Below are 24948 nucleotides of genomic sequence, written 5' to 3' on the forward strand. Positions count from 1 at the left end.
GGCTGCCTTATTTTGTTGAACGGTCAATCGGTCAATTTAAAAGAATTAAACAACTGGTAATTACAAATTAGAGTTATGTTGTATAATTAAGGAAGTTAGTGTGGTCTGAAGGAAGATATTTGATGCAATTTAGAATTGGAGGATGATGACAATGGAAGTGTTGATAAATACTGAAAGACTACTAATCAGAAATTTTAAAGAAGATGATTGGTTAAATTTATATGCATATACATCTAACCCAAACGTAATGGAGTATATGCCATCAGGAGTGTTAAATGAAGATGAAGCAAAGCAGTTAGTGAATAATAATTTGCACGATAAAGCTGAGAAATTCGCAATTATACTAAAAGAAGAAAATCTCCTGATAGGTCATATTGAATTTTTTAAATACTTTGGTGAACATACTTATGAAATAGGTTGGGTGTTTAATCCGGACTATTGTAATAAGGGTTTTGCTACTGAAGCGGCCAAAGCATTTGTAGACTATGGATTTATAGATTTAAAGTTACATAGAATAATTGCCACTTGTCAGCCCGAGAATATTCCATCCTATCGAGTTATGGAGAAAATAGGTATGAGAAGAGAAGGATACTTCAAAAAATGTATACCTCATGGAGATACATGGTGGGATGAATATTACTATGCAGTGTTAAGAGAAGAATATTTAAAATGAAAAATAATAGATAATTTATATGTAAATTACTTCTCAAATTTAATGTACTAATGGAGGAAGTTTAAAATGGACTGTTTAGGATGTAGTCTAGCTAATAAAAATGATCAAGTTCATGTTGTTTTCGAGGATGATTACGTATGTTGTTTCTTGGACCATGATCCATACAACGAAGGCCACGTTTTAATATTGCCTAAAAAGCACATTTATGATGTTGAAGATCTTGATGAAAATACTGCTAATGCAATAATGAAGGCATCTATGCTTTTATCTAAAGCAATAAAAAGACTGTTTAACCCTGATGGTATTACCATTTGCCAAAACGGTGGCATTTTCAATGAATTAACTCATTATCATATGCATGTTGTACCTAGATACAAAGATCAATCATTCGCCACTTTCTATTCAGGTGAGGATAATTATATAGAAGAAGATATTAATTTAGTGGAGACAAAAAGAAAACTTATCGATGTAGTTAATGAAATAATTAACTAAATAATAGTGAATGTAAAAGGAACTTCCGGTCACGTGGAGTTCCTTTATTTTTTTAAAAAACATTTTGAAAGCTTGATTAAAAAGTAAATGACTCATTTGGCACAAAAATGCTACTCAGGCATAGACTAGTGTACGGTGTAGAAAGCGTGTATGAATTAACAATGCTACATACTAAAATTCTGATTAGCAGCATTTTTTCACAATTCTAATATCAAACAAGTATTGAATGTAATATTGGGCATTTGTGAAAGGAGTAGTTCTGCAATTGCCGTTTTTTACACTGTTATTTAAGTTAATAGAAAAAGGTAAAGTACAGTTTCAAAGAAGATGATATATGCTCAATTTTTGTGAAGGCGCCGTAATATAATAATAAATTTTCTGGAAAGGATGAAAAGATGAATTTCGTAAAGCAAATTGTGAGTTCAGCGTTTATAGGATTCGTCTTATTTTATTTAGCGTATGTTATAGATATGGGCAGCTTTAAAATGGAAAGTGAATTTGTCATGGTAGCTGCTATTATAAGTATTGTATTTTTAATCTTATTTATATTAGATGGAATAGTGTTCACCGATGAGACTAGTAGAATCATTCCGTATCAAACTGTATTTGGAAGCGTTTTATTTTTCCCGATTTATATAAATATCATGGATAATTTAGCGGATTCTGAAGCAAATTATGCTGTTCGTTTTATTATCAGTATGAGTGCTGTTTTTTTCATCCTCATTGTAGCTGTCTCATGCTCAATTCGCCATCATTATAATAAGAAGAAACTTATTGGTTAGAAAAAATATAGTAGCTTTGAAAAATTATATTTCATTTAAAAGAACTACCACTTCAAATGTGAAGCAGCAGTTCTTTTTTTGTTTGCTTATTATCTATCATTAATTTTAGTAATAAAAAAGTTCATAGTTGTTGAGCTTTTCTATATCAATCAGTAATATCTACAAATCTGGTGAATATTAATGGAAAGAGGTAGTAGACAAGTTTAAGGAATTTGAAACTTAATCTAGAAGGAGATGAACAGGATGAAATATATACTAGGCTTAATTTTGATCGTTTTTCCAGGCATCTATGGATACTTAGCTCATCAATCAATGATTCCATTTTATCCTCTGATCGCGCAAATTGTTTTTTTAGTATATTGGTTATGGGTTGGTTACATAATCGGGCGATTTAGTAAGAGCTCTATGAAAGGATTGATTTTAGGGAATAGTGTATGGCTGATTTCGTTGGTATTATTCATCTGGCAATTTGTCCTAACAGATGAAGTAGGAAGATTTGGAAACGTCGCTGCCATCCCACAGTACTATATTCTTCCGTTTGTATGGTTAGCGAGTAAATTAGCAGGACTATTAACTATGATTGATGGTTCAACAATTATCATTCTTACTTTTATTTGTATGTTAGTTGTATTTGTTTCCGGATTTAGACTAGGGAAAAAGTGATGTACGGTTTTCTTAGATATAATATACAATATATAGCCATTTGCTAATTGGATTTACCACATCTACCATTCTCCTGAAAATTTACTTTATTATTAGAGTATTAAATATGATTCATTGAATATGTATTACTTTTTTCGGATAATAATAAATATTGTATAAACAACTTCCAAATGGATCATCAGAAGGAGAGACAAATGAAAAAAATTAAGAGGCTATTTAAACGTAAATCAATTTGGTTCCTTCTTGTCCTTTTTGTATTTATATATGTAAACAATAGTTCTTTGTTTGCAAAACGGGGAGAGGGAGCTCCACTACTTCTCGCGCATAGAGGACTTGCCCAAACGTTTTCGATGGAAGGCATAGAAAACGATACTTGTACAGCAGAGCGTATTAACCAACCAGAATATCCTTATTTGGAAAATACGATTCCTTCTATGGAAGCGGCAATTAAAGCTGGAGCAGATTTGGTGGAGATTGATGTGCAACCTACGAAAGATCATAATTTTGTGATTTTCCATGATTGGACACTAGATTGTCGGACAAATGGACAAGGTGTGACAAGAGATTATACAACTAGTGAATTACAGGCATTAGACATCGGATACGGTTATACGGCAGATGAAGGAAAAACATTTCCTTTCCGAGGTAAAGGAATAGATCTAATGCCAACACTTGATGAAGTATTGAATTACTTTCCAAAGACTTCTTTCCTGATTCACATCAAAAGTGATGATGAAAATGAAGGAATACAAATGGCGAATTATCTAGAAAAGCTGCCAGCGAATCGCCTCGAACAATTAACTGTGTATGGCGGCGATCAACCAATAGCTGCACTAAGAGAGCGTTTACCAAGTTTACGTACAATGTCAAAAGCTACATTAAAAAAAGACCTTATAATATATATGGCTATAGGGTGGACAGGTTATTTGCCTACAAATCTTAAGCACGGTCAATTACATATTCCAGAAAAAGTAGCACCGTGGCTTTGGGGATGGCCAAACCATTTTCTAAAACGAATGGATAATGCAGATACGAGGGTTATTGTTGTTGGAGGCAATGGGTCCGGCTTTTCAAGTGGTTTTGATACGCCAGCAGATATCAAACGTCTTCCTGAAGATTATTCAGGGGGTATTTGGACTAATCGTATTGATAAAATTGCACCTTTATATAACAAGTAAAGCTTAGTAAGCAAAAAGACAAACCTGGTTCCATAGAAAAATAGGACACAGGGTTGTTTTTTAGCTTAGAATTACTATTTTTGAACACCATTTCATTAGCGAATGGTGTTTTTTGTCAGTGATTTTTTAAATTTAGAAGGAAAAGAATAGAAATTAATAGAATAGAGTTAGAGAGTGGAAAAAATGTGTTAAAAAAGCATAGTTTTTTTTTAATTATAGAAGATAAATATCAATTTGGACTGTATAGGACAGAGGTGAGCGAATTGAAAGTAACGGAAGAAATGAAGAAAAGAATACAAGCAGTATTAATTCATGATCCATTATTTACGGTCGTACGTGATACACCTATGGAAGAGATATTATACAGCGATTCTTATTTAGCAGAAATAATTGAAAAGAAGTTCTATTCAATTACGGAAGTCGCTGTGTGGTTTGGCATATCGGATGCGAAGCTAAGATACTATATCAAACCATTTAAGGAATATATTTTTCTCGACCAAGAATTGACCCCCTCCACGTCAACGGTAATACGTTTATCATTCTTAGCCATATTAAAGCTGAGAATGATTATGTTGTTAAAAGATGAGTATCGAGTGAAAGGTTTAAAAGAACTTTTAGGCATAGATGATGTAGGCCGTGTAAATCCACGACCACATTTTTCTGAAGAAACAGCAGTCACAGTTCCAGACCATTTAGGTGAGAAAGTAGATATTCTTAGTAATGTACTAAATCAAATGCTTCAAACTGGCTTATTTGAATTTAAAAAGAAGGATGAATCAGAAACTCAAATAGTAGTGAATGAAGATTTCTTCAAGCAAAGATTGGTTGCTTTTCCTAATGATTCGAATGAACAGATGGAAGAGATAAAAGCACAAACAGAGAAGTTGATAAAGGACAATGAGATATTAAAAGATCAAATTCAAGACATTACGGCTCATAAAGTGAAGGATATTGCTGTGAAGTTGAGAGAACGCCACATTGAGAATGTGGTTGTTTCTGAGTTACGAGCTGAAGCATTAAGTCAGTTTGAAAGTCAAAATAAAATTGGGCTCTTAAAAAAACTCTTTTATTCATCAACAATTGAAAAAGAGAAAGAACAATTTGTATCTAATTATCTGAAAGTACATTTGTATGACAGATTAGAATTGGAGCTAGCCGATTATTATCAGGCCAATCAGCTGCAAAAAGTGCAAAAATAACATCTTGAACTTTTTAAAAGTTATCTATTTTAGAATTGATTATACTAAAGAAAACCAAAACATAAGAGAATCTATAAGAAATTGGCACATTGATATGTATCAAACTTCATAGCCGACACTTTAGGTTTGGACTCTGTATTGCACAGGATTCAATCCTTTTGTTTGTGACTGAATGTTTTCAATGGAGGGGGAGTTTGAGAACAGATATTGATAATTGGATACTAATAATTGTTTCGTAAATATGCGAAGTGTTTTCTAGAATGCCAATAAAGTGATATAGCTGGTAGTCTATTCATTAAGTACCGAGGGGAAGGTTTAAATAGGATGATAACACTAAGTGTTAAAGATTTTGATAAAGCGATAAAAGTAATAGAAAGTAATTTGAAAACTGTACCAACTTTTGTCTATTCAATATTAAATAATTATATTAATGGAATTGTTTATGTAGACTCAAAAAATGTTGAGACATTGCTCATTGGAACAGAATCCGGTATTTATTTCATTGCTGGGGAAGAAGATAATCATCAGTTTAATGATTTTCTTTTTGAATTGTATTGTAATAGAAAAAGTGAGGGACTACGATTTACTTTATTTTCTGCATCTGAAAACTGGGATTGTGTAATTAACGTACTTTTTAAAGACAAATTAAAGCAGAGAGGCTGGTATACTTTTACGTATGACCATAAGAAACAGTTTCAAGATGAAAGTCCTCTTGCCAGTGAATATTCTATAAAAAGAATAGATGAAGAGTTAATTAATAGTAGCTCTGAATATAATGGAAATTACTATAAAGAATATTGGGGTTCTGTGTCAAACTTTATTGAAAAGGGTTTCGGTTATTGTATTCTACATAAAGGGAGAGTGGTTAGTGAATGTACTTCGATTTTTTCCTCACTTCAATTCTCAGAAATGGATATTGAAACACACGAAGATTATAGGGGACAAGGATTAGCCGCTATTAATGCAAAAGCATTTATAAATCACTGTTTAGAAAATAATATAATGCCTCGCTGGGATTGTGACATATTAAATAATGCATCTATTAAATTAGCTGGAAAATTAGGATTTAGACAACCTAATAAATATTCAATATTTATAAAAAATAGCTAAATGTTTATCAGAAAACACTAATTAAAGAGAAAAAATAAATGAAACTATAAAAAATTGGCACAAACCATTATACCTAACCAACTATCTCTTGGAGAACCACCTCTATTAGTAACAAATGCTTTGATTTACAGTCCTAACGGTGAAGTTATTGAATTTATAGAAGATGTTAATTTTGATTTAACTACTAAATCAGCAACTTAAGCAATAGGGGAGGATACTAAGTAAAAGAAGGAGCTGTGATTAGCTTCTTTTTTTTATGCAATAAAAGTGACAGTACTCATCATACCTTCAAAAAAGGGCACGATTGTAGACTAAAATAGATAGAGAATAATGTTAATAAATATCAAAGCATTATAAAAATAGTGATATGATGGGGGTTTATACCATCTTTTTGAATTTCAAGTATAATGCAAAGAAGGAGCATTATTTCATTAGTAATAGGGGGAGAATAATGGATAAGATTTTACAAGAAATCATAAATTGGGCCAAAATGAGCGATAAACAAATTGTTATTGGTATTTCAGGACATGGTGCTGCTGGAAAAACAACATTTGCCAATAGATTTTTAAAGCTACTAGATTCAGACGAAGTGAATTATATTAATACTGATCCATATATTGTTAGTTCGAACATACGGAAGCATGCAATTATCGATTATACATATCAAAATGAAAATCATCGTTATAAAATGACTGCTTGCCATCCATCCGCGCATCATTTGTCTTCCTTAGAACGAGATGTTCAGATGGTTAGAAATGGTTTAGATTTGTATACGATAGATTCACACTATATGAAAAGTGAGTTAATTTCTTCGAAAAACAAAGTAACGATTGTAGAAGGAATGAGTGTCGCATATATTAATGCAGATTTATTTGATTTAAAAATTTACTTTTATACAGATAGTGAAACAGAATTAATGAGAAGATCAAGCCGTGATATTGTTGAAAGGGGAACAGATATCAATTATTTAAGGCAGTCTCATGATGAACGTCGGATTCAGTACGAAGTGTTTATGCATCCGTACAGTCAGCATTTTGATATTATTATCAAAACTTCTGATGAAACAATATGTCTAGAAAAAAATACATTTGAATTTAAAGTGAAATGAAGGGAATCCATTTTGAATAGGTATTTTCCAAAATGGATTCTTTTTTGTGTACAACCATATTCAAATAAGGTATTAAAAACTAGCACTCAATCAACTACAGATTTCATTTGCTGGCGATATGATATAGGGCTAGTCGTAAATTTCGATTTAAATACTTTTGAAAAATAATTTGCATCATTAAAGCCAGTAGTTGTGGCGATCTCACTAATTGGCAAGTTTGTTTCTCTAAGCAGTTGAATAGCATGGGTAAGACGTTTTTCATTTAAGTATTGTTTAAAAGTAACTCCTTTAGTTGTTGAAAATAACATGCTTAAGTAACTTGTGCTAATGCCTAAGAAGTCGGCGAGTATTTTAAGGTTCAACGTGTTATCGGAGTAATAAAGGTCAATGTAATCTAGTGCTCCATTTACATAATCAAACTGGCCGTGTTCTTTTTGGTGTACTGCCTGATTCATTACATCTTGGCAAAAAAGGACGAATTCTTGGATGATGGTGTAGAGTACTGGATGATTCAAAATCATATCAAACAATAAGTCGTATTTTTTTTCCACTTCAATCATTTTATCCATTTGGTATTTCAGCATAAATCGTCTTACTTGAGCTAATATGCTTGTAAGATGAATGCGGATGGCATCTGGTTGATAGTAAATCTCCAAATTAGAAATGTTATACAAAAATATCTTAATAGTTTGGACATCATTTTGCTCTAAGCTTTTAATCCAAAGGCGCTGTTGTTCAATTGTTAAAAAGTGATCGAATTTTTTGTAGACAGGCATTTGACTAACATGAAAAATTTGAGAAAACCCATTTTGAAAACGTAAACTCAATGCTTGTTTTAATGCATTATACATCGTTTTTATGGATTTATTAGGCAAATCATAAATAGCCATATTTAAATAAGCATTATTGGATTTAGTCCACTCTCGCATAATTGATTTTCCCTTTTTAATTAACTCTTCTAGATTTTTATCATCTGAAAAGCAGATAATTCTTTTGGATAATGGATAAAAGGTAAAGTGCTGTGAAAATGGTAGGGATTGTAGCCAATGAAAGAGTAACTCATTTTGCTCTGAAAACTCAGTTTCTATCATAAAGCAAAAAACATTGTCTTCTATTGGAGTAGGAGAATCATCTATAAAGAACGCTGGATACATTGATTTCTCTTGTACATAGGAAAGCGTATCGTTAAAAGTATTCAATACTTGCCTCGATGCAAGTGTTAAATACTGTTTTAACAAATTCAAATCGATTGGTTTTACTAGCAAAGTTAAAGCGCGTAAAGAAAGAGCTTCTTGTGCATTCTTAAATAAGGGTTCAGCAGTTATTGTGATTAAATGATGAGGTTGAATCGATAAAGCCCTCTTTAATCCATTTTTTTTATCTTGCATTAATATTTCAAGTTCTAGCAAAATAATTTCGGGATTCTCCATTTCAAGATAATTTATAGCATCTTCAGCAGTTCCTGCTTCGTAAACAGTTGTAATATCCAACTGATAGTGTTTTATAAACCATTGAATGCCCGTTCTTTCGGTCTGATCTCTATCGATGATTAATAGTTTCATCCTGCTCACCACCACGCCATTATTTATGATTAATACGTTATTGATATAAAATCTAATAAAAGTCCCTGTTTAATCTAATATAATTCTATACAATCTAAAATAATTCCTCTTTTTGTTATATTACCTATTCAAAGCTATTGTCTAAATGATACCTAGATTGCCAACAGTTTATTGAAATGTTTTATATGATTTAAAGACAATTATTTAAACAACTGCAAATGAATTCGTGGGATAAACTGTATTAGCATATGATGTTTTGAAACAATGATTTCTGGAAACGGCTATATGGAAATTAGTGAGATTGAAAAGACTTTAAAATTTCCATAGACCTAAGCCACCATATGGCTGAACGTTTAGAAGAAGTCATTGAACGAATCTGAGGATATTATGAGGTGATAATTGGAATTTCATAAAACATTGTCGATAAGTTTTAGAAATACAGATCACACAATAAGTGTTGAAGTAAACCATCCACTAAAAAATCAATCTAAAAGTAGGAAACCTAAATAAATGAACTAATTACTAAGATTCGTTTATTTGATGAGGGACATTTTACCACTTGATTTTGATATAGGTAAAGAGAATTAAGACCGAGAGTCTGATTATGAGGTGAAGTTCCGTTAAGGGGTTTAAAATTTAAATTAGTGGAGGTTCCGAATGAGTGAATCCAAAACACAGGTGTTTGTCAGTGACTTTACAGGGGCGACGGATGCCATCAAAATTCAAGCGGCGTTAGATTTTGCGTTTGCTAATAAGCAAAAAGTCGTCATTGCAGAAGAACGTAAATACCAACTAAACGCAACAATTAAAATCCGTGAAGGTGTAGAGTTACGAGGAGAACGTGCAACTCATTACTCATTAGATGCAAATTTGAGAGGTTTTGAGTTGGAACAAGGAGCTTCTTTTTGTGGTGGTACGATTAGTATAGGAATTAATAATTACGCGAAGGAAGTTGTCTATTTAGACGGAAAATATAGTTATGATAGTACTAGTGTCAAAACAGTTATACGTGATTTAGTCATGTGGAACTGGACGTCAACGACTAGCGGGATAGGTTTATCTTTATTCTCGGGTGGAGACACACATCAAATTCAATTTCTAAATATTGAACGACTGGTGATATGGAATTTTGACATAGGAATTCGATTAAACGCAACGGAACCAACTAAGGGCCAAACGTGGATCAATGCAAACCGATTCGATAAGATCACATTGTCAGAGTGTAATCAAATGATCGTGATTGAATCAAATATTAGTGTTCCATTTGAATGTTCAGGTAACATCTTTACTAATCTGCAGATTCAACCAAGCACAACTACGAAGCAAATTCTGAAAATTTCGGGTATGGGAAATACATTCACGGGCGTTCTATGGGATACACATATGATTCAACATCAAGGACCTATTGCGGAATTTACCTCTACCAGCTCTATGAACAATATAAATATGATGTTCTTTCCTGAGGAACGTTATGTCAACAATGGTGAGCACACTAACAGAATCGGTGTAGGTGGATTGTCCTCAGAAGGTGAATTAGTGGGGCGTGACTGGAATACGGTTCAAAAAATGGGAACGTATCGTATCATTGAGCCATCTGGATTAACAGCAGCTCTTCATCAGCCAGTAGGTGCCTATGAATATGGAATTATGACCGTTTTCACAACGGGCGACAACGTAGCGCAATTTTATGTTCCACATCAAGGAACTGAGAATTTCTATATTAGATCAAAGTTCGGTTTAACCGACTGGACACCATGGAAATTGAGTGGAAAAGGTAGTGTTAATGGTCCTGCAATCATCGAAGTATTATCAGCAGACCCAGTGAATCCTGCGATTGGTAAGGTATGGATTAGGAGTGATCTATAGATGGGTACGCCTATTGCCTATCAACGCATCCAAACAGCAAAAGGGACATTTGAAATTCCATTGTACTCAATGAAAGATGCGACTATCCTGGATAAATCTCTAAAGATGATGACGCATAAAGGTCTAGCTTGCTATGAACTAGTCGATGCGAAGGTGGGTGGGGTTGAAAATTCTTCCTTCCTTAGAATTCAAACCCACAAGGGACTGAAAGCCATTAAGGGTGTTGTGAACATCATCAAGCCGATTAACACGGCAAAAGCAAGGGCAAATGACAAGGCATCAATTATTATAGAAAATACACCAGATTATTTCCATGTTTCAACTCCTTGGGCGGGGACGGGGCTTGTTATACCGATTGGACTATTAGTTCCAAATCATTATTATGATTTTACAATGTCTATAGAAATTTCATATTCCTTAACCAAAGCAGACTTTGTACTAGTGAATGTATGGAACGCTACTCAAAAAAAGTATTTAGTTAATGGAATGGCTATTATGTTTAGCACTCCAAGCGTTGGAGTTAAACAGGATTTGAAAAGTATTCGGTTAAACACGGATTCAATCTTGGCGACAGATCAGATTGAGTTAAAAATATTTGCTGCAAATGGTGACAAAAGCACGGATGATTCGTTAAACTTTAAAGTCTATAAAGCAGGTATGACGATTAAATTAGTGTAAAAACACAAGGGGGACATACAGTGCCCCTTTTTGTTCGTTTTGTTGATAAACGTGAAGTTATGTCCCTTATCCATAACAGATAGGAAAATATGTAGTGTAGGTGTAAAGTATCTTAGTACATAGTTGAAAAATATATAATAAAAAACAAACCTAATCACCAATATAAGTTGGTAGATAGGTTTGTTTTTTTAGTTACTATAACTAATTTTTTGATCTATATATCAATCGAGTATCTATATTTCTCACATCATACTCTAAAATACTTCTTCAGATTTAACCAGACCTAATTTTTTTATGTGGTATTGTAACGATTGTCTTGAAATATTTAATTGTTTTGCTGCAACTGTTATATTCCATTTATTGCGTACAAGTATGTTTTCTATATAATTAGCTTGATTAGATTCTAGGATGGACTTAAGTGGCCTTGCTATTTCTTCGACACGATCTGTAATTGAGAGTTTTTTTCTTAGATAATGAGGTAAAAAGGATTCGATAACAGTTTCATTAGACTTAGCTTGAATTACTAAATTCTCAATTAAGTGCTGTAACTCTCTTGTATTTCCTGGCCAGTCATACGAGAGTAAAGTTTTAAAAAGTGTAGGTGAGAGTACAATGTTTTGTTTTAAATACTTTTTTTGATAAGTTGATAGGAAGTGATTGATGAAAAATAATATATCTTCAGCTCTTTCTCTTAATGGGGGAATATAAATACTTGAATGTGCGATTCGATAGAACAAATCCAATCGCATTCTACCTTCAGAAGCAAGCAGTTCTGGATCCTCATTAGATGCACTAATAACACTACAAGTAATAGGAATTAATTTATTACTACCTACTCTTCTTACTGCCCTTTCTTGTAAAATGCGCATAAGTTTAGGTTGAAGAGTTATCGGCAATGAATTTATTTCATCTAAAAACAAAGTTCCATTCTTTGCATATTCAAATAATCCTTCTTGTTCAACCGCACCAGTAAAGGCTCCCTTAACTGAACCAAATAGAGTACTCTCTAGCAAATTTTCAGGAATTGCCGCACAGTTTACAGCTACAAATGGATTGTTCGCACGTGGACTGAAATTGTGCATACTTTGAGCAAATAACTCTTTTCCTGTTCCAGTTTCACCGACAATTAGAGCATCAGTATTGTAAAGTGAAATGTTTTGTGCCTCTTCAATTGCCTTCTTTAAAACATGACTCTCGCCCTTAATATTTTCAAATGTATATAGAGTTCCATTTGTATTTCCTATCACCTGAAAATCCTTTGAAACGAGACTACGTTTTAATTCAATTGTTTCTAGAAGTTTGTTTTTTAAACTGGTTTCAGTATGGCTTATCGAAAATACTGCAATTGTTTGTCCGTCTTTTTGTATTGGAAAAGAACTATAGCCCACGTATTGTGGTCCATTATTTGTTTTAGAATGAGCTTTGTATTTTGCGTAAATGGGCTTACCCGTTTTGAAGATATGCGCATGTTCAGATTGTCTTCTATTGTACTTATAAACATCCCAAAGTTTGTTGTTTAAAACTACATTTTTTTTCATTTGTTCCATTTGTTCCTGAGCTTTATTGTAGTAGATGATACACCCATCACGATCACTAATTATTACTCCTTCATTAAGGTTTTCTAAGACTTCTTCTAAACAAAAAAGGCGATTAGTTTGATTATTTGAAAGGTCACCAATATCTTCGAATGTTAGAAATATAAAATTATACTCAAATGAGTAAGAGTCTAACTTTATTTTATAATGACGTCCATCAATTGAAATGATTGTATTATTCTCCAACTCGTTTTTATCTATCTGAAATACTTCACAAATAGAAATATTTTTTCGCAAATGTAATGAAATATTCGGATGGGTTTTCCACCATAGAATTTCAAACTGTTCGTTCATCACAATGACATTCGTACAAAGGTTATCCACTAGTCTTTTTAATTCTTCGATCAATGAAAAAGTCCCCCTTTGAAACTATTATGCTCATATATGCAAAATTTATCTGCTACATAGAATTGTAACATAAAACATTGATATTTCAGAAAAATAAGAATTTTATAGATTTATAGTTTTTTTGTGCAAAATTTATCTGCAGTTTTTAAAGAGAAATGTAATGAAAAAATTTAATATAACTCTTATGAAAATAATTAAATTCGTTGAAAGTCCCATATCTTATTATTTAACCATTAGTGATTTGGTTTTATAAAAAAGAGTTGGCACACCTTTTGCTTATATTATTTGTATAACCTAAAAGGGGGCATTTATTTATGAAAACACCAGAAATTTTATACTCAGTAAAAGCACAAAGAGGAAATGTACTTCGTTGTAAAGGGTGGAGACAAGAAGTAATTTTAAGAATGCTTGAAAACAATATGGAAAATGCAGAAAAACCTGAGGAGTTAGTAATCTATGGAGGGATTGGGAAAGCAGCTCGAAATTGGGAATCGTACCATGCGATTGTTGATTCTCTTAAAAACTTGGAAGATGATGAAACTTTAGTCGTTCAATCAGGTATGCCGGTTGCTATTTTCAAAACACACAAATATGCTCCAACTGTTGTTATGGCAACTACAAATATCATGAAAGCTGATTGGCCAACGTTTTATGATTTACAAGATAAAAACCTGACGATGTATGCTAATTACACTGCAGCACCTTGGGAATATATCGGAACACAAGGTGTAATTCAAGGCACATTTGAAACACTTTCTGCAATTGCTCGTTTACACTACAACGATTCATTAGTAGGGAAAATTTTACTGACTGCAGGTGCAGGGGGCATGGGCGGAAATCAAACACGTGCTATGACGATGCACGGAGGTGTCGCGATTTTATGCGATTCAAATATTGAAATTATTAATCGCCGTATTGAAAAAGGATTTATAGATGTAGTTGTTGAATCGTTCGATAAAGCCGTCTCACTAGCAAAGGAGAAAGCAGAAAAGGGAGAAGCAATAGGTATTGCAGTAGTTGGAAACGCTGCAGATATTTTTGAAGAATCTTTAGAGAAGAATTTCTTGCCAGACATTACTACTTCTATGACTCCTGCGCATGATCCATTTGCATATTTACCTGCGAATTATACAGTAGAAGAGGCTGAGGCATTACGTAAATCAGATCGCGATAAATACCTAGTAGAAGCTCGTAAAACTATGGTTCGTGAACTTAATGCACTTATAAAGTTCTTAGATTTGGGCGTAAATTCATTTGAATATGGCACGAGCATTCGTAAAGAATGTATTGATGCGGGAATGGATGCAAAAGAAGCAAAACGTTTACCTGGATTTGTTGCAGAATACATCCGTCCATTATTCTGTGAAGGACGTGGGCCATTCCGATGGATTTGTATGTCAGGTGAAGCTGAAGATTTACGTAAAATTGATGATATGATTTTAGAAAAATTTAGTGATGATTTATTAGTCACACGTTGGATTAAGTTAGCAAAAGAACATATTCCAATTGAAGCATTACCAGCTCGTATTTGTTATATGGGATTTGGCCAACGCAAAAAATTTGCACTAGAAGTAAATGACATGATCCGTAAAGGGGAATTGAGCGGACCAGTTGCATTTTCTCGCGACAATTTAGACTCTGGATCAATTGTAAATCCAACATTTGAGTCTGAAAATATGAAAGATGGTGGAGATTTAATTTCGGACTGGCCAGTATTAAATGGCTTATTGAATGCAGTTGGAATGTGTGACTTAATCGCCCTACAGGCTAATTATTCTATGGGTGAAGCTGTTCATACTGGAGTAACAATGATTGCTGATGGTACTGAAGAAGCGGATATGCGCCTTGAAGTTGCTATGACAGTCGATTCGGGTATTGGAGTAATACGCCATGCACAAGCAGGTTATGAAACTGCTAAAGAAGTAGCAAATGGGAAAGGTAAATTAACAAATGAAAGTATTCAAGTTCCATTATGGTGGGAGCCAACAGCTACATTTGGACCAAAAGATGTAAAAAAAACTAGTGTGCTGAAGTAATAAATTTTTGTGGGTCTAATCAAAAATGTTAGGCCCTTTTTAAATGAATTGAGGTGGAAAAATGCAAAAAATAGGGCAAATAGGAAATGACCAAGTTGAAAACAGGAAGTATTCAGCGACAACTATTTTAAAGTTCTTCTTATGCAGTATATTAGGCATATTTATGTTTTTCTTACCGCTTACGATTAATGGAAAAAACTCTATCCCACTAGATCACTTAGTTGGGTGGATTCGAACAACTTTTAGTTCCATTATTGTTTACTACATTTTAGTAATAGTAATTCTGGGTGCTCTTTATCCATTTTATAAAAAAACATGGAATTCTTCATGGATTGAAGCTGCTATTTCATTCTTAAAAGTATTTGGTGCGATTGCAGCAGTTCTAGTTGTTTTTAATATTGGGCCAGCTTGGTTGATGGCTGAGGATATGGGACCATATTGGTACAACGCACTACTTACTCCAATAGGTGTTCTTGTCCCGATAGGCGCTGTTTTTTTAGCACTTCTAGTAGGATATGGTCTATTAGAATTCATTGGTATTCTAATGCAGCCTATTATGCGACCATTTTGGAAAACCCCTGGACGATCTGCTGTAGATGCTGTTGCTTCATTCGTCGGTAGTTATTCCATAGGTTTATTAATAACAAACCGTATCTTTAAGGAAGGAAAATATACGGCAAAGGAAGCAGCAATTATAGCTACAGGATTTTCAACGGTATCCGCAACTTTTATGATTGTTGTAGCTAATACACTGGATTTGATGCCTATATGGAATTTGTATTTTTGGACGACATTTTTTGTAACATTTCTTGTGACAGCAATTACAGTACGTATTTGGCCGATACGTAACATGAGTAATAACTATTATAAAAATAAGCCAGGTGATCCTGAACAAATTGTTACAAAAAATAGATTGAAGCATGCTTGGAATGAAGGTTTAACTACCGCAGAGCATGCAAAAAGTATTTGGAAAAACATAATAGAGAACGTAAAGGATGGAATAGTAATGGCAATGGGGATACTGCCAACTATTATGTCTATTGGATTAATAGGCTTGCTTCTAGTGAATAATACGCCAATTTTTGATTACCTAGCATATATCTTTTATCCACTAACTTATTTATTACAAATAGCAGAACCATTGTTAGCGGCAAAAGCTGCGGTCATTAATTTAATCGATATGTTTTTACCATCATTAGTTATTTTAGAAGCGCCATTAGAAACTAGGTTCATTATTGCAGTATTATCTATTTCGGCTATTTTGTTCTTTTCAGCGCTAATACCTTGTATTTTATCAACTGAGATTCCTATAAACGTTGGTCAAATGATAGTTATTTGGTTCATTCGAACAGTGTTGACGTTAATAATTGCAACGCCAATTGTATATTTGCTTTTGTAGAAAGGAGTAATTGATTTGACTAAGATTAGACCACAGTTAATTATTGAAAATCCTGCACAAGTAGTAAGCTGTGTAGGTGACAAAATGTCAGATATTTGTCCGTTAACTAATGTTGCAATTGTCATAAAAGATGAAGTAATTATTGAAATATGCTCCCAAAAAGAAGTGAATAATCGCTATGTTCGAGACAATCGCAATGTTATTGATGCCACTGGAAAAGTTGTAGCACCAGGCTTTGTTGATTCACATACACATTTGGTTTTTTATGGTAACAGGGTGGAAGAATATGCAGCTAAACTTTTTGGTAATGTTGAAGAAAATGTAAAGAAATTAGAAATGAAAACCGGACCTAATCGAACAATTGAACTGACTCGTGATCAACCTGCAAGTGAATTGTTAAACCAATCCAAAAAAAGAATGTATTCAATGCTCAAGCATGGTACAACAACAGTTGAAAGTAAAAGTGGATATGGTTTAACGATTGAAAGCGAGTTAAAGATTCTTGAAGTGGGTCGTAAATTGCAAGAAGAGACACCGATAGATGTAATAAATACATTTTTAGGAGCACATGGTTTCCCAGAGGGCATGACAAAAGAACAATACTTAAAAGTTATTATTGAAGAAATGATTCCGCAAGTTGGAGAACAGAATCTAGCTGAATTTTGCGATGTATGGTGTGATGAAGGCTATTTTACTGCAGAAGAGTCTAGACAAATTTTAGAAGCGGGATTAGCAGCCGGAATGCTTCCTAAAATTCATGCTGATGCGTACTCCTATATCGGGGGTTCAGATTTAGCGGCTGATATGAAAATGGTATCAATTGATCACTTAAACTATACTCCAGATCATGTTATGAAAAGATTAGCAGATAGAAAAGTAGTGGGAGTCGTTATGCCTGCGCTTGATTTTGCAGTTGCTCACAAAAAGCCTTTTAATGCTAGACAGATGTTGGATTCTGGCATGATTGTAGCTCTTGCAACGGATATGTGTCCTGCATGTTATACAACGTCAATGCAATTTGTTATGCAATTGGCATGCAGGCTTTATCAATTTTCAGTTGAAGAAGCGATTAAAGCTGCTACTTGGGGCGGAGCAAAGGCATTAAATTTAGAAGATCGAGGAACAATAGCTGTTGGCCAGCTTGCAGATCTTCAAATATGGGATGTACCAAATTATAAGCATGTTGCCTATGAACTTGGTTCGAATTTAGTAGATACAGTGATTAAACGTGGGGAAGTAGTTTATGAGGAAAAAGCCAAAATTTTAGAGAATGTTGAATTATAGAGGAGGAATAAAAATGAAAGTGGAATTGCATTCGAAAGCTGCTTCACAAGTAAATGAACAACGCTTACTAAAATTATTTTTAGATCTTGCAAAAATCAATGGCCCTAGCACAAAAGAGAAACTTGTTGCTGATTATTTAGCAAATGAACTTCCTAAACTTGGATTTACAATTGAATTTGATGAAGCTCATAACAACTTTAACGGTGAAGTTGGGAACTTAGTAGCTTGGAAAGAAGGAACGGATTCTACTATTCCACCATTGTTCTTTTCAACGCATATGGATACCGTTTTACCAACGAAAAACCTTAAACCAATTATAAAAGATGGTGTCATTTATTCTGATGGCACAACTATTTTAGGAGCAGATGATCGCGCAGCACTCGCTTCTTATATCGAAGCTATCCGAGCTGTTATTGAGAGTGAGGTTCCTCATGGCCCTATTGAATTGTTGTTAACTGTAAATGAACAACCAGGTTTAGTAGGTGCTCGTTTTATGGATTATAGCAAGGTTAAAAGTAAAGTAGGTTATATTTTTGATAGTAGTGGGGATGTTGGTCAAACCATTTTAAAAGGACCTTTTAGTAGTCGCATTTATTTAAAGGTAAAAGGAAATGCGGCGCATATTGCTCTAGATGCCGAAGAAGGTAATAGTGCTTTTGTAATCGCAGCGGCTGGTTTACTAAAAATGAAGTTAGGTAAAGTAGATGAAGATACCTTAGCAAATATTGGTCTGATAGAAGGCGGAGAATTAACATCTATTATTCCAGGTACTGTCACACTAGCTGGAGAAGTAAGAAGTTTTTCAAAAGAAAAGTTAAATGTGCAACTTCGACATATGGAAGAGATGATGAAAGAAGCAGCAAAAGAAATGGGGGGAGTAGTAGAAATCACTCTAGAAAAGAAATACAGCGGTTTTGATATTCCTAAAGAACATATTCTCGTTCAAAATGTTACAGATGCATCTCGACAAATTAACATTCAGCCGTATTTAACGAATACGTTAGGAGGAGCAGATACAAATGTACTTAATGAAAATGGCTTAACATGTATTACTTTAGGTAACGGGTTCCAGAATATTCATTCATATAGAGAATGTATTAGTATAGAAAATCTAATTAATACAGGAAGATTAACAGCTTCATTAATAGAGCAATGGTATGAGAATAATAAATAATTTGTAGTGTTATTTTAGAATAAGAAAGCGATTTCTTAAATAAGGTGGGAGGGGAAATATGTTAGATAATCCGGTGTTGATATCTGTTATTATTCTAACGGTACTAAGCTTATTAAGGGTGCATGTTATCTTTGCGTTATTGATTGCTGCGATAGTAGCAGGTTTAGTTGCTGGTCTACCGCTTAATGAAACAATGACCATTTTTATAGATGGTATGGGAGCGCAATCTGGGACAGCATTAAGTTATATCTTATTAGGGATTTTTGCAGCGATGATTGCTCATTCTGGTATACCAGATGTCTTAATTAATAGATTATTAACTATTAAGAAACCTAGTAAGTACATTTTTATTTTTGGATTAGCTTTAACCGCCTGTTTGTCCGGAACATTAATACCTGTTCATATTGCTTTTATTCCCATATTAGTTCCGCCGCTTTTATACTTTTTCAATAAATTGAAAATTGATCGTCGAGCATTAGCCTCAGCTCTGACTTTTGGTTTGAAAATGCCTTATATGTGTATCCCAGTAGCATACGGTTTGATATTCCAGGGTATTATTGCAACGGAAATGACTAAGAACGGTATGGCAATAAATCAGACTAGTGTTCCATTAGCAATGATTATACCTGCTATTGGCATGTGGGTTGGTTTGTTTATAGCGATATTCATTACTTATCGAAAGCCACGAAATTATGCACAAACAAATGAAGATATTGAATTTTTAAAAGAAGCAAAAGATGAACATCCGAAACGGAAATTTGAGCTTAGAGATGGAATAACAATTTTTGCTGTAATTGTTGCATTAGCAATTCAATTAACGTTTAGTTCATTGGTGTTAGGGGCATTATCTGGAATTATTGTAATGTTTGTAGGTCGAATTGTAACGATAAAAGAGGGCGAAGATGTAGTGCAAGGTGGCGTCAAATTAATGGGGGTGATAGCCTTTATCATGCTTATAGCTTCTGGATATGCCACTATTTTAAAAGAAACGAATGCAATTAGCGAATTAGTAAATGCCGTAAATGGTGTGACAGGAGATAGTAAATTAATTACAGCAATTCTATTGTTATTTATTGGTTTACTTGTAACAATGGGAATAGGTACATCATTTGGAACTGTACCGATTCTTGCAGTTGTATTTGTTCCTTTATGTATCTCAATAGGCTTTAGTCCTTTAGCTACTGCTGCCATTATTGGTACGGCAGGTGCATTAGGAGATGCGGGGTCCCCAGCATCAGATAGTACTCTTGGACCAACATCAGGATTAAATGCAGATGGACAACATGATCATATATGGGATACATGCGTACCAACATTTATTCATTACAACATTCCGTTATTTATCTTCGGAATTATTGCAGCAATGGTTTTATAAAAATCAGAATATTCAATTTATGAGGTGATTTTGAAATGGGAGAAACAACAGTAAAATTAAAAACGATTGAACTGGATGGTAATTCGCTTACTAGACATGATATTCAGCGAATTGTGGATGGTGAAGCGACCGTTTCTATTTCAGATAATAGTTGGAAAAGAGTTCGGGAAAGTCGGAAGCGTATTGAAAAAAGATTAGCTGAAGGTGAGACAATCTATGGTGTAAATACAGGGTTTGGAAAGTTAAGTGATGTGAAGATAGAGGATGAGGATATTGAGTTATTACAATTGAACTTACTGCGTGCTGATGCGGTAGGAGTAGGTCAGCCACTATCTAAAGAAATTGTTCGTGCAATGATGATATTACGTACAAATGCTCTAGCTAAGGGGTTCTCCGGAATTTGTGAAGATACTTTGCAACTATTAGTGGATTTGATTAATAATAAAATTCATCCTGTGGTGCCGTCACAAGGGTCAGTAGGAGCAAGTGGAGACCTAGCTCCCTTAGCGCATATTGCTCTCGTATTAATAGGTGAAGGCAAAGCCGAATTTGAAGGTGAGATTATTACTGGTGGAGAAGCTTTAGAAAAAGTAGGTTTGCAACCGGTGAGATTAAAAGCAAAAGAAGGATTGGCCTTAATAAATGGAACACAGGCAATGACAGGAATTGGTGTGATAACCTTAAATGAGGCAGAGCGAATCGGTTATGCAGCAGATATGGCCGCATGTTTAACAATGGAAGCTCTACAAGGAATTATCTCAGCATTTGATCCAGAATTACTAGCAGTTAGACCACATAAAGAACTTGAATTTGTAGCAAGTCGAATGCGCGGGTGGTTAGAAGGGAGTAAACGAGTTACTAAGCAAGGTGAGGTTCGAATGCAAGATGCCTATTCTATTCGTTGTATTCCACAAGTACACGGCGCATCTTGGCAGACATTTAATTATGTAGAAGAACGTCTATTAACAGAAATGAATGCAACTACCGATAACCCTATCGTGTTGGAAAATGGAGAAGTCATTTCTGGCGGACATTTCCATGGTCAACCAATTGCTCTAGCAATGGATTTTCTAAAAGTTAGTGTATCTGAATGGGCAAATATTTCAGAGCGGCGTACAGAACGGCTAGTTAACCCATCATTAAGTGGGTTATCGCCATTCTTGGCTACTGACCCAGGGTTAGAATGTGGCCTAATGGTATTACAATATGTTGCTGCTTCAATAGTTTCTGAAAACAAAGTACTAGCCCATCCAGCTAGTGTAGATTCTATTCCAACCTCTGGTAACCAAGAAGATCACGTGAGTATGGGAACAACAGCTGCAAGACAAGTACATCAAATTGTGCATAATGTAGCAAGGGTCATAGCAATAGAGCTAATTGCAGCCTCACAAGCAATTTATTTAGAGAAAATAGAGGATCAATTAGCTCCAGGAACAAGAGCTTACTTAGAGAAAGTGAGAGAAATTTGTCCACCACTTACTGCAGATAAAGCAATAAGTGAAGAAACAGAAGCACTTGCGAAATTTTTACTTCAAAGTAATGATTTACTTTAATTAATGAGTGATAGGATGAGATACTCTCATCCTATTCTTTTTAAAAAAAATAAAGAGAAAAGGGTGGAATCATGAGTAAGATACAAGAACAAAGTACAGCAATTCAACAAGTAATGAATGATGTTATTTCCTGGAGACAGTATTTACATGAAAACCCGGAGTTATCTTTCAACGAATATGAAACATCAGCTTTTATATTTAAAACTTTATCAACTTTTCCAAATCTCGAACTTTCTAAACCTACTAAAACAAGTATCGTCGCGCGCCTAATAGGAAACGAACCTGGAAAAGTGATTGCATTTAGAGCTGATATGGATGCACTACCTATTCAAGAGGAAGTGGATCTTCCATATGCTTCAAAAGTTCCTGATGTAATGCATGCTTGTGGACATGATGCACATACGGCCATCCTACTCGGAGTAGCAAAAATACTATCAAAGCAACAGCATAAAATTAAAGGTGAGATTCGTTTCATTTTTCAGCATGCTGAGGAAGTGTTACCTGGTGGTGCGAGTGAGATGGTAGCAGCAAATGTAATGGATGGTGTTGATGGAATTTTGGGCTTACACGTTTTTAGCATGCTACCAACTGGGAAAATTGGATTTTGCCCAGGTTATTTTACAGCGAATTCTGATACATTTGAAATTGATGTTATCGGCAAAGGAGGTCATTCCTCACAGCCGGAAGATTCCATTAATCCGATTTTAATAGGTTCACAAATTGTGAATAGTTTACATCAGATTATCCCTCAAAAAATTGCTGCAAAAGAACAAGCAGTTTTAGCAGTAACAGAATTTAATGGAGGAGCAGCGAAGAATATTATTCCAGAAAGGATTGTAATCGGTGGTGGGGTTCGAACTTACTCTCGAAGCGTCCGAGAGGAAATAGCAAGACAGATTGAGGTGAATGTCAAAAATATCGTAGCGTCCCATGAAGCAGATTATAATTTGGAATTTACCTATGGATATGACTCTGTATATAATGATGAGCAAATTATTGCTACTATTGAAGAAGTAGTGAAGAAAGAAATGGGCGCAGAATATATACTTCATGTACCGCCTTTTATGGGGGGAGAGGATTTCTCTGCTTACTTATCAAAAGCACCAGGAGTATTTCTTGGAATTGGAGCTGGTTTTGAAGATGAAACTTTGAATTACCCACATCATCATCCAAAGTTTCAAATAAATGAAGATGCCTTAGAGATAGGTGTTAAAGTTTTTGTTCATACGGCTAAGAAATTAAATATGTAACTTTTAATATCCTAATCATAAAAGGAGGACATTAATGTTATCAGATCCAGTAATCGCTAGTATGTTTATATTGGGATTAATAGCTTTAGGTGAAGTAATATCAATTATCACAAAGGCAAGAGTACCAATGCTTTTTGTGGCTATGGTTGGGTATTTGGTTTTACTTTGGACAGGGATTTTTCCAAAAGATTTAATAATTAATTCTTCGTTTTTAACCGTAGGAGCAGTCTTGGGTACTGCACCAATATTAGTGCATATGGGCACATTAATACCGTTGAAAATGATAAAGTCACAGTGGCAAGCTGTAATTATCGCTATCATTGGAATGATTATTGCGAGTTCATTAATTCTAGGGATAGTCACATTTATATTCGACTATGGAACAGCAGTCGCAGGAGTTGGACCATTAAATGGAGGCATAATGGCAGTATTAATAACATCGGAGGGGTTAAAAGAATTAGGGTTTGTTAGTCTTTTAACGATACCAGCATTAATATTGGCATTTCAATCATTAATAGGCATGCCGATTGCCTCGTTATTACTACGAAAACATGCTTTGAAAATACGCGGGAAAATTGAAAATGGAACTTTTGTATCGACCAATAGTGAAAAATTTGATGAAGAAAACGAAATGAAATTAGTCATTCCTAAAAAGTATCTTTCTAACTTAGTGTTATTATTTATGTTGTTTGTTGGTGGTGCATTAGCAGTTGCCCTTGCTAAAATGACAGGAATCCCTTACAGCTTATGGGCATTGTCTATAGGTATTATAGGTAGACTTGTTAAGATTTTCCCTGATCGAATTATGGAGCGTTCAAACAGTTTTACAGTTGGTATGGCAGGGATAATTGTAATGGTTATTGCTATGAGCAATGATATTACGTTTAGTATGTTTATAGATTATTTGCCAGCAGTAGCAACTATTTTAATAATTGGCGTGATAGGAATAATTGTTGGTGGATTTATAGGGGCAAAAATTTTTAAATGGGATCCTAACAAAGCTATTCCAGTCGCCTTAACATCGACATTCGGTTTTCCAGGGGATTATATTATCTGTGAAGAAGTAGGACGGAGTATTGGAAGAAACGAAGAAGAACAAGAACAAATATTCAATGAGGTATTAACACCAATGTTAGTTGGAGGATTCACCACAGTTACAATCGGCTCTGTAGTTATATCTTCTATACTAATTAACACCCTTTAAATTCCGAATATTCAATTAAATTTAATTATTTATTAAATTACAAATAGTAGACCAATGCCATACATCTGGCATTGATCTACTATTTTTTATTGTTTTATAATTAAATAGCAGGTTATATAAATGACAATCTTTTAGCGAATTCTAATATTAATAAATAAACAATGTAGTACTTTCTATTTAAGATGATAAATGATTTTTTATGATTAACACGATATTAATGAATATTTTAAAGAATTTCCTTACCTAATCTAATATAATTCCATGTAATCCAAAATAATTCCTCTTTTTTAAAACTTTTTTACATATATATTTAATGGTCAGAATTTTAAAATTATAAAAAGGGGAGTGGTTGAAATGGAGGACATTCGAGAAAATGATAGTCTTTTTTCAGTTACAATCACTTCTGAATCACCTTGCTC

The 24948-nt window shown here is 34.1% G+C and carries 20 protein-coding genes and 1 pseudogene; 19 read left to right on the forward strand and 2 right to left on the reverse strand.

The window, feature by feature from the left end; translation table 11 throughout:
* The first annotated feature begins 157 nt into the window (after positions 1-157).
* The 9 genes and pseudogenes from MHH98_RS09005 to MHH98_RS09040 all read left to right on the forward strand — a co-directional run bounded on the left by MHH98_RS09005 (position 158) and on the right by MHH98_RS09040 (position 7205).
* A complete protein-coding gene (locus MHH98_RS09005; RefSeq protein ID WP_038183267.1) occupies positions 158-673 on the forward strand; it encodes a GNAT family N-acetyltransferase in 516 nt (171 codons plus the stop codon).
* A gap of 66 nt (positions 674-739) precedes the next feature.
* Complete coding sequence (locus MHH98_RS09010; RefSeq protein ID WP_038182842.1) at positions 740-1165, forward strand: HIT family protein; 426 nt, start codon at positions 740-742, stop codon at positions 1163-1165.
* A 395-nt stretch (positions 1166-1560) separates the two neighbouring features.
* A complete protein-coding gene (locus MHH98_RS09015; protein WP_038182840.1) occupies positions 1561-1947 on the forward strand; it encodes a hypothetical protein in 387 nt (128 codons plus the stop codon).
* A 243-nt stretch (positions 1948-2190) separates the two neighbouring features.
* Positions 2191-2610 (forward strand): hypothetical protein, encoded by a 420-nt coding sequence (locus MHH98_RS09020; RefSeq protein WP_038182837.1) that lies wholly within the window; start codon positions 2191-2193, stop codon positions 2608-2610.
* 194 nt (positions 2611-2804) lie between these two features.
* Positions 2805-3788, forward strand: a complete 984-nt coding sequence (locus tag MHH98_RS09025) for a glycerophosphodiester phosphodiesterase family protein (RefSeq protein ID WP_340712610.1) — start codon at positions 2805-2807, stop codon at positions 3786-3788.
* Between the two features lie 254 nt (positions 3789-4042).
* Complete coding sequence (locus MHH98_RS09030; protein ID WP_445684012.1) at positions 4043-4987, forward strand: hypothetical protein; 945 nt, start codon at positions 4043-4045, stop codon at positions 4985-4987.
* 324 nt (positions 4988-5311) lie between these two features.
* Positions 5312-6097, forward strand: coding sequence for a GNAT family N-acetyltransferase (locus MHH98_RS09035; protein WP_038182827.1), 786 nt, complete (start codon positions 5312-5314; stop codon positions 6095-6097).
* A 57-nt stretch (positions 6098-6154) separates the two neighbouring features.
* Positions 6155-6298 (forward strand): annotated as a pseudogene (locus tag MHH98_RS22055) (VOC family protein); the annotation flags it as partial.
* 250 nt (positions 6299-6548) lie between these two features.
* Positions 6549-7205, forward strand: coding sequence for a uridine kinase family protein (locus MHH98_RS09040; RefSeq protein WP_340712612.1), 657 nt, complete (start codon positions 6549-6551; stop codon positions 7203-7205).
* Positions 7206-7291: 86 nt separating this feature from the next.
* On the opposite strand, the gene MHH98_RS09045 is transcribed toward MHH98_RS09040, so the two are convergent.
* Entirely contained in the window at positions 7292-8767 is a 1476-nt protein-coding gene (locus MHH98_RS09045; protein ID WP_340712614.1) for a helix-turn-helix domain-containing protein, read from the reverse strand.
* Between the two features lie 657 nt (positions 8768-9424).
* Between MHH98_RS09045 and MHH98_RS09050 the strand changes: the two genes are divergently transcribed.
* On the forward strand, positions 9425-10633 hold the full coding sequence (locus MHH98_RS09050) for a pyocin knob domain-containing protein (protein ID WP_340712617.1): 1209 nt from the start codon (positions 9425-9427) through the stop codon (positions 10631-10633).
* On the forward strand, positions 10634-11311 hold the full coding sequence (locus MHH98_RS09055; protein ID WP_038182820.1) for a hypothetical protein: 678 nt from the start codon (positions 10634-10636) through the stop codon (positions 11309-11311). It begins immediately after the preceding gene.
* Positions 11312-11565: 254 nt separating this feature from the next.
* Here the strand turns inward: MHH98_RS09055 and MHH98_RS09060 are convergent, their stop codons facing one another.
* Entirely contained in the window at positions 11566-13254 is a 1689-nt protein-coding gene (locus tag MHH98_RS09060) for a sigma-54 interaction domain-containing protein (RefSeq protein ID WP_083669573.1), read from the reverse strand.
* Positions 13255-13568: 314 nt separating this feature from the next.
* Between MHH98_RS09060 and MHH98_RS09065 the strand changes: the two genes are divergently transcribed.
* The 8 genes from MHH98_RS09065 (at position 13569) to MHH98_RS09100 (ending at position 24529) form a co-directional block, all read left to right on the forward strand.
* Positions 13569-15290, forward strand: coding sequence for a urocanate hydratase (locus MHH98_RS09065; protein WP_340712619.1), 1722 nt, complete (start codon positions 13569-13571; stop codon positions 15288-15290).
* A 61-nt stretch (positions 15291-15351) separates the two neighbouring features.
* Positions 15352-16689: a YjiH family protein gene (locus MHH98_RS09070; RefSeq protein WP_340712620.1), complete on the forward strand. Its 1338-nt coding sequence runs from the start codon at positions 15352-15354 to the stop codon at positions 16687-16689.
* Between the two features lie 15 nt (positions 16690-16704).
* Positions 16705-17973 (forward strand): imidazolonepropionase, encoded by a 1269-nt coding sequence (hutI, locus tag MHH98_RS09075; RefSeq protein WP_340712622.1) that lies wholly within the window; start codon positions 16705-16707, stop codon positions 17971-17973.
* Positions 17974-17986: 13 nt separating this feature from the next.
* On the forward strand, positions 17987-19147 hold the full coding sequence (locus MHH98_RS09080) for a M20/M25/M40 family metallo-hydrolase (RefSeq protein ID WP_340712623.1): 1161 nt from the start codon (positions 17987-17989) through the stop codon (positions 19145-19147).
* Between the two features lie 58 nt (positions 19148-19205).
* On the forward strand, positions 19206-20522 hold the full coding sequence (locus MHH98_RS09085) for a Na+/H+ antiporter family protein (RefSeq protein WP_076035251.1): 1317 nt from the start codon (positions 19206-19208) through the stop codon (positions 20520-20522).
* Positions 20523-20557: 35 nt separating this feature from the next.
* Positions 20558-22075, forward strand: a complete 1518-nt coding sequence (hutH, locus tag MHH98_RS09090) for a histidine ammonia-lyase (protein ID WP_076035252.1) — start codon at positions 20558-20560, stop codon at positions 22073-22075.
* Between the two features lie 71 nt (positions 22076-22146).
* The gene (locus MHH98_RS09095; protein WP_051448661.1) at positions 22147-23325 is read left to right on the forward strand and encodes an amidohydrolase; all 1179 of its coding nucleotides are present in this window, start codon (positions 22147-22149) and stop codon (positions 23323-23325) included.
* Positions 23326-23359: 34 nt separating this feature from the next.
* Positions 23360-24529 carry a hypothetical protein gene (locus MHH98_RS09100; RefSeq protein ID WP_038182802.1) on the forward strand — a complete coding sequence of 390 codons (1170 nt, stop codon included), beginning with the start codon at positions 23360-23362 and terminating at the stop codon, positions 24527-24529.
* Positions 24530-24948: the final 419 nt, after the last annotated feature.

The sequence above is a fragment of the Viridibacillus sp. FSL H8-0110 genome, assembly GCF_038003565.1.
GTDB lineage: Bacteria > Bacillota > Bacilli > Bacillales_A > Planococcaceae > Viridibacillus > Viridibacillus arenosi.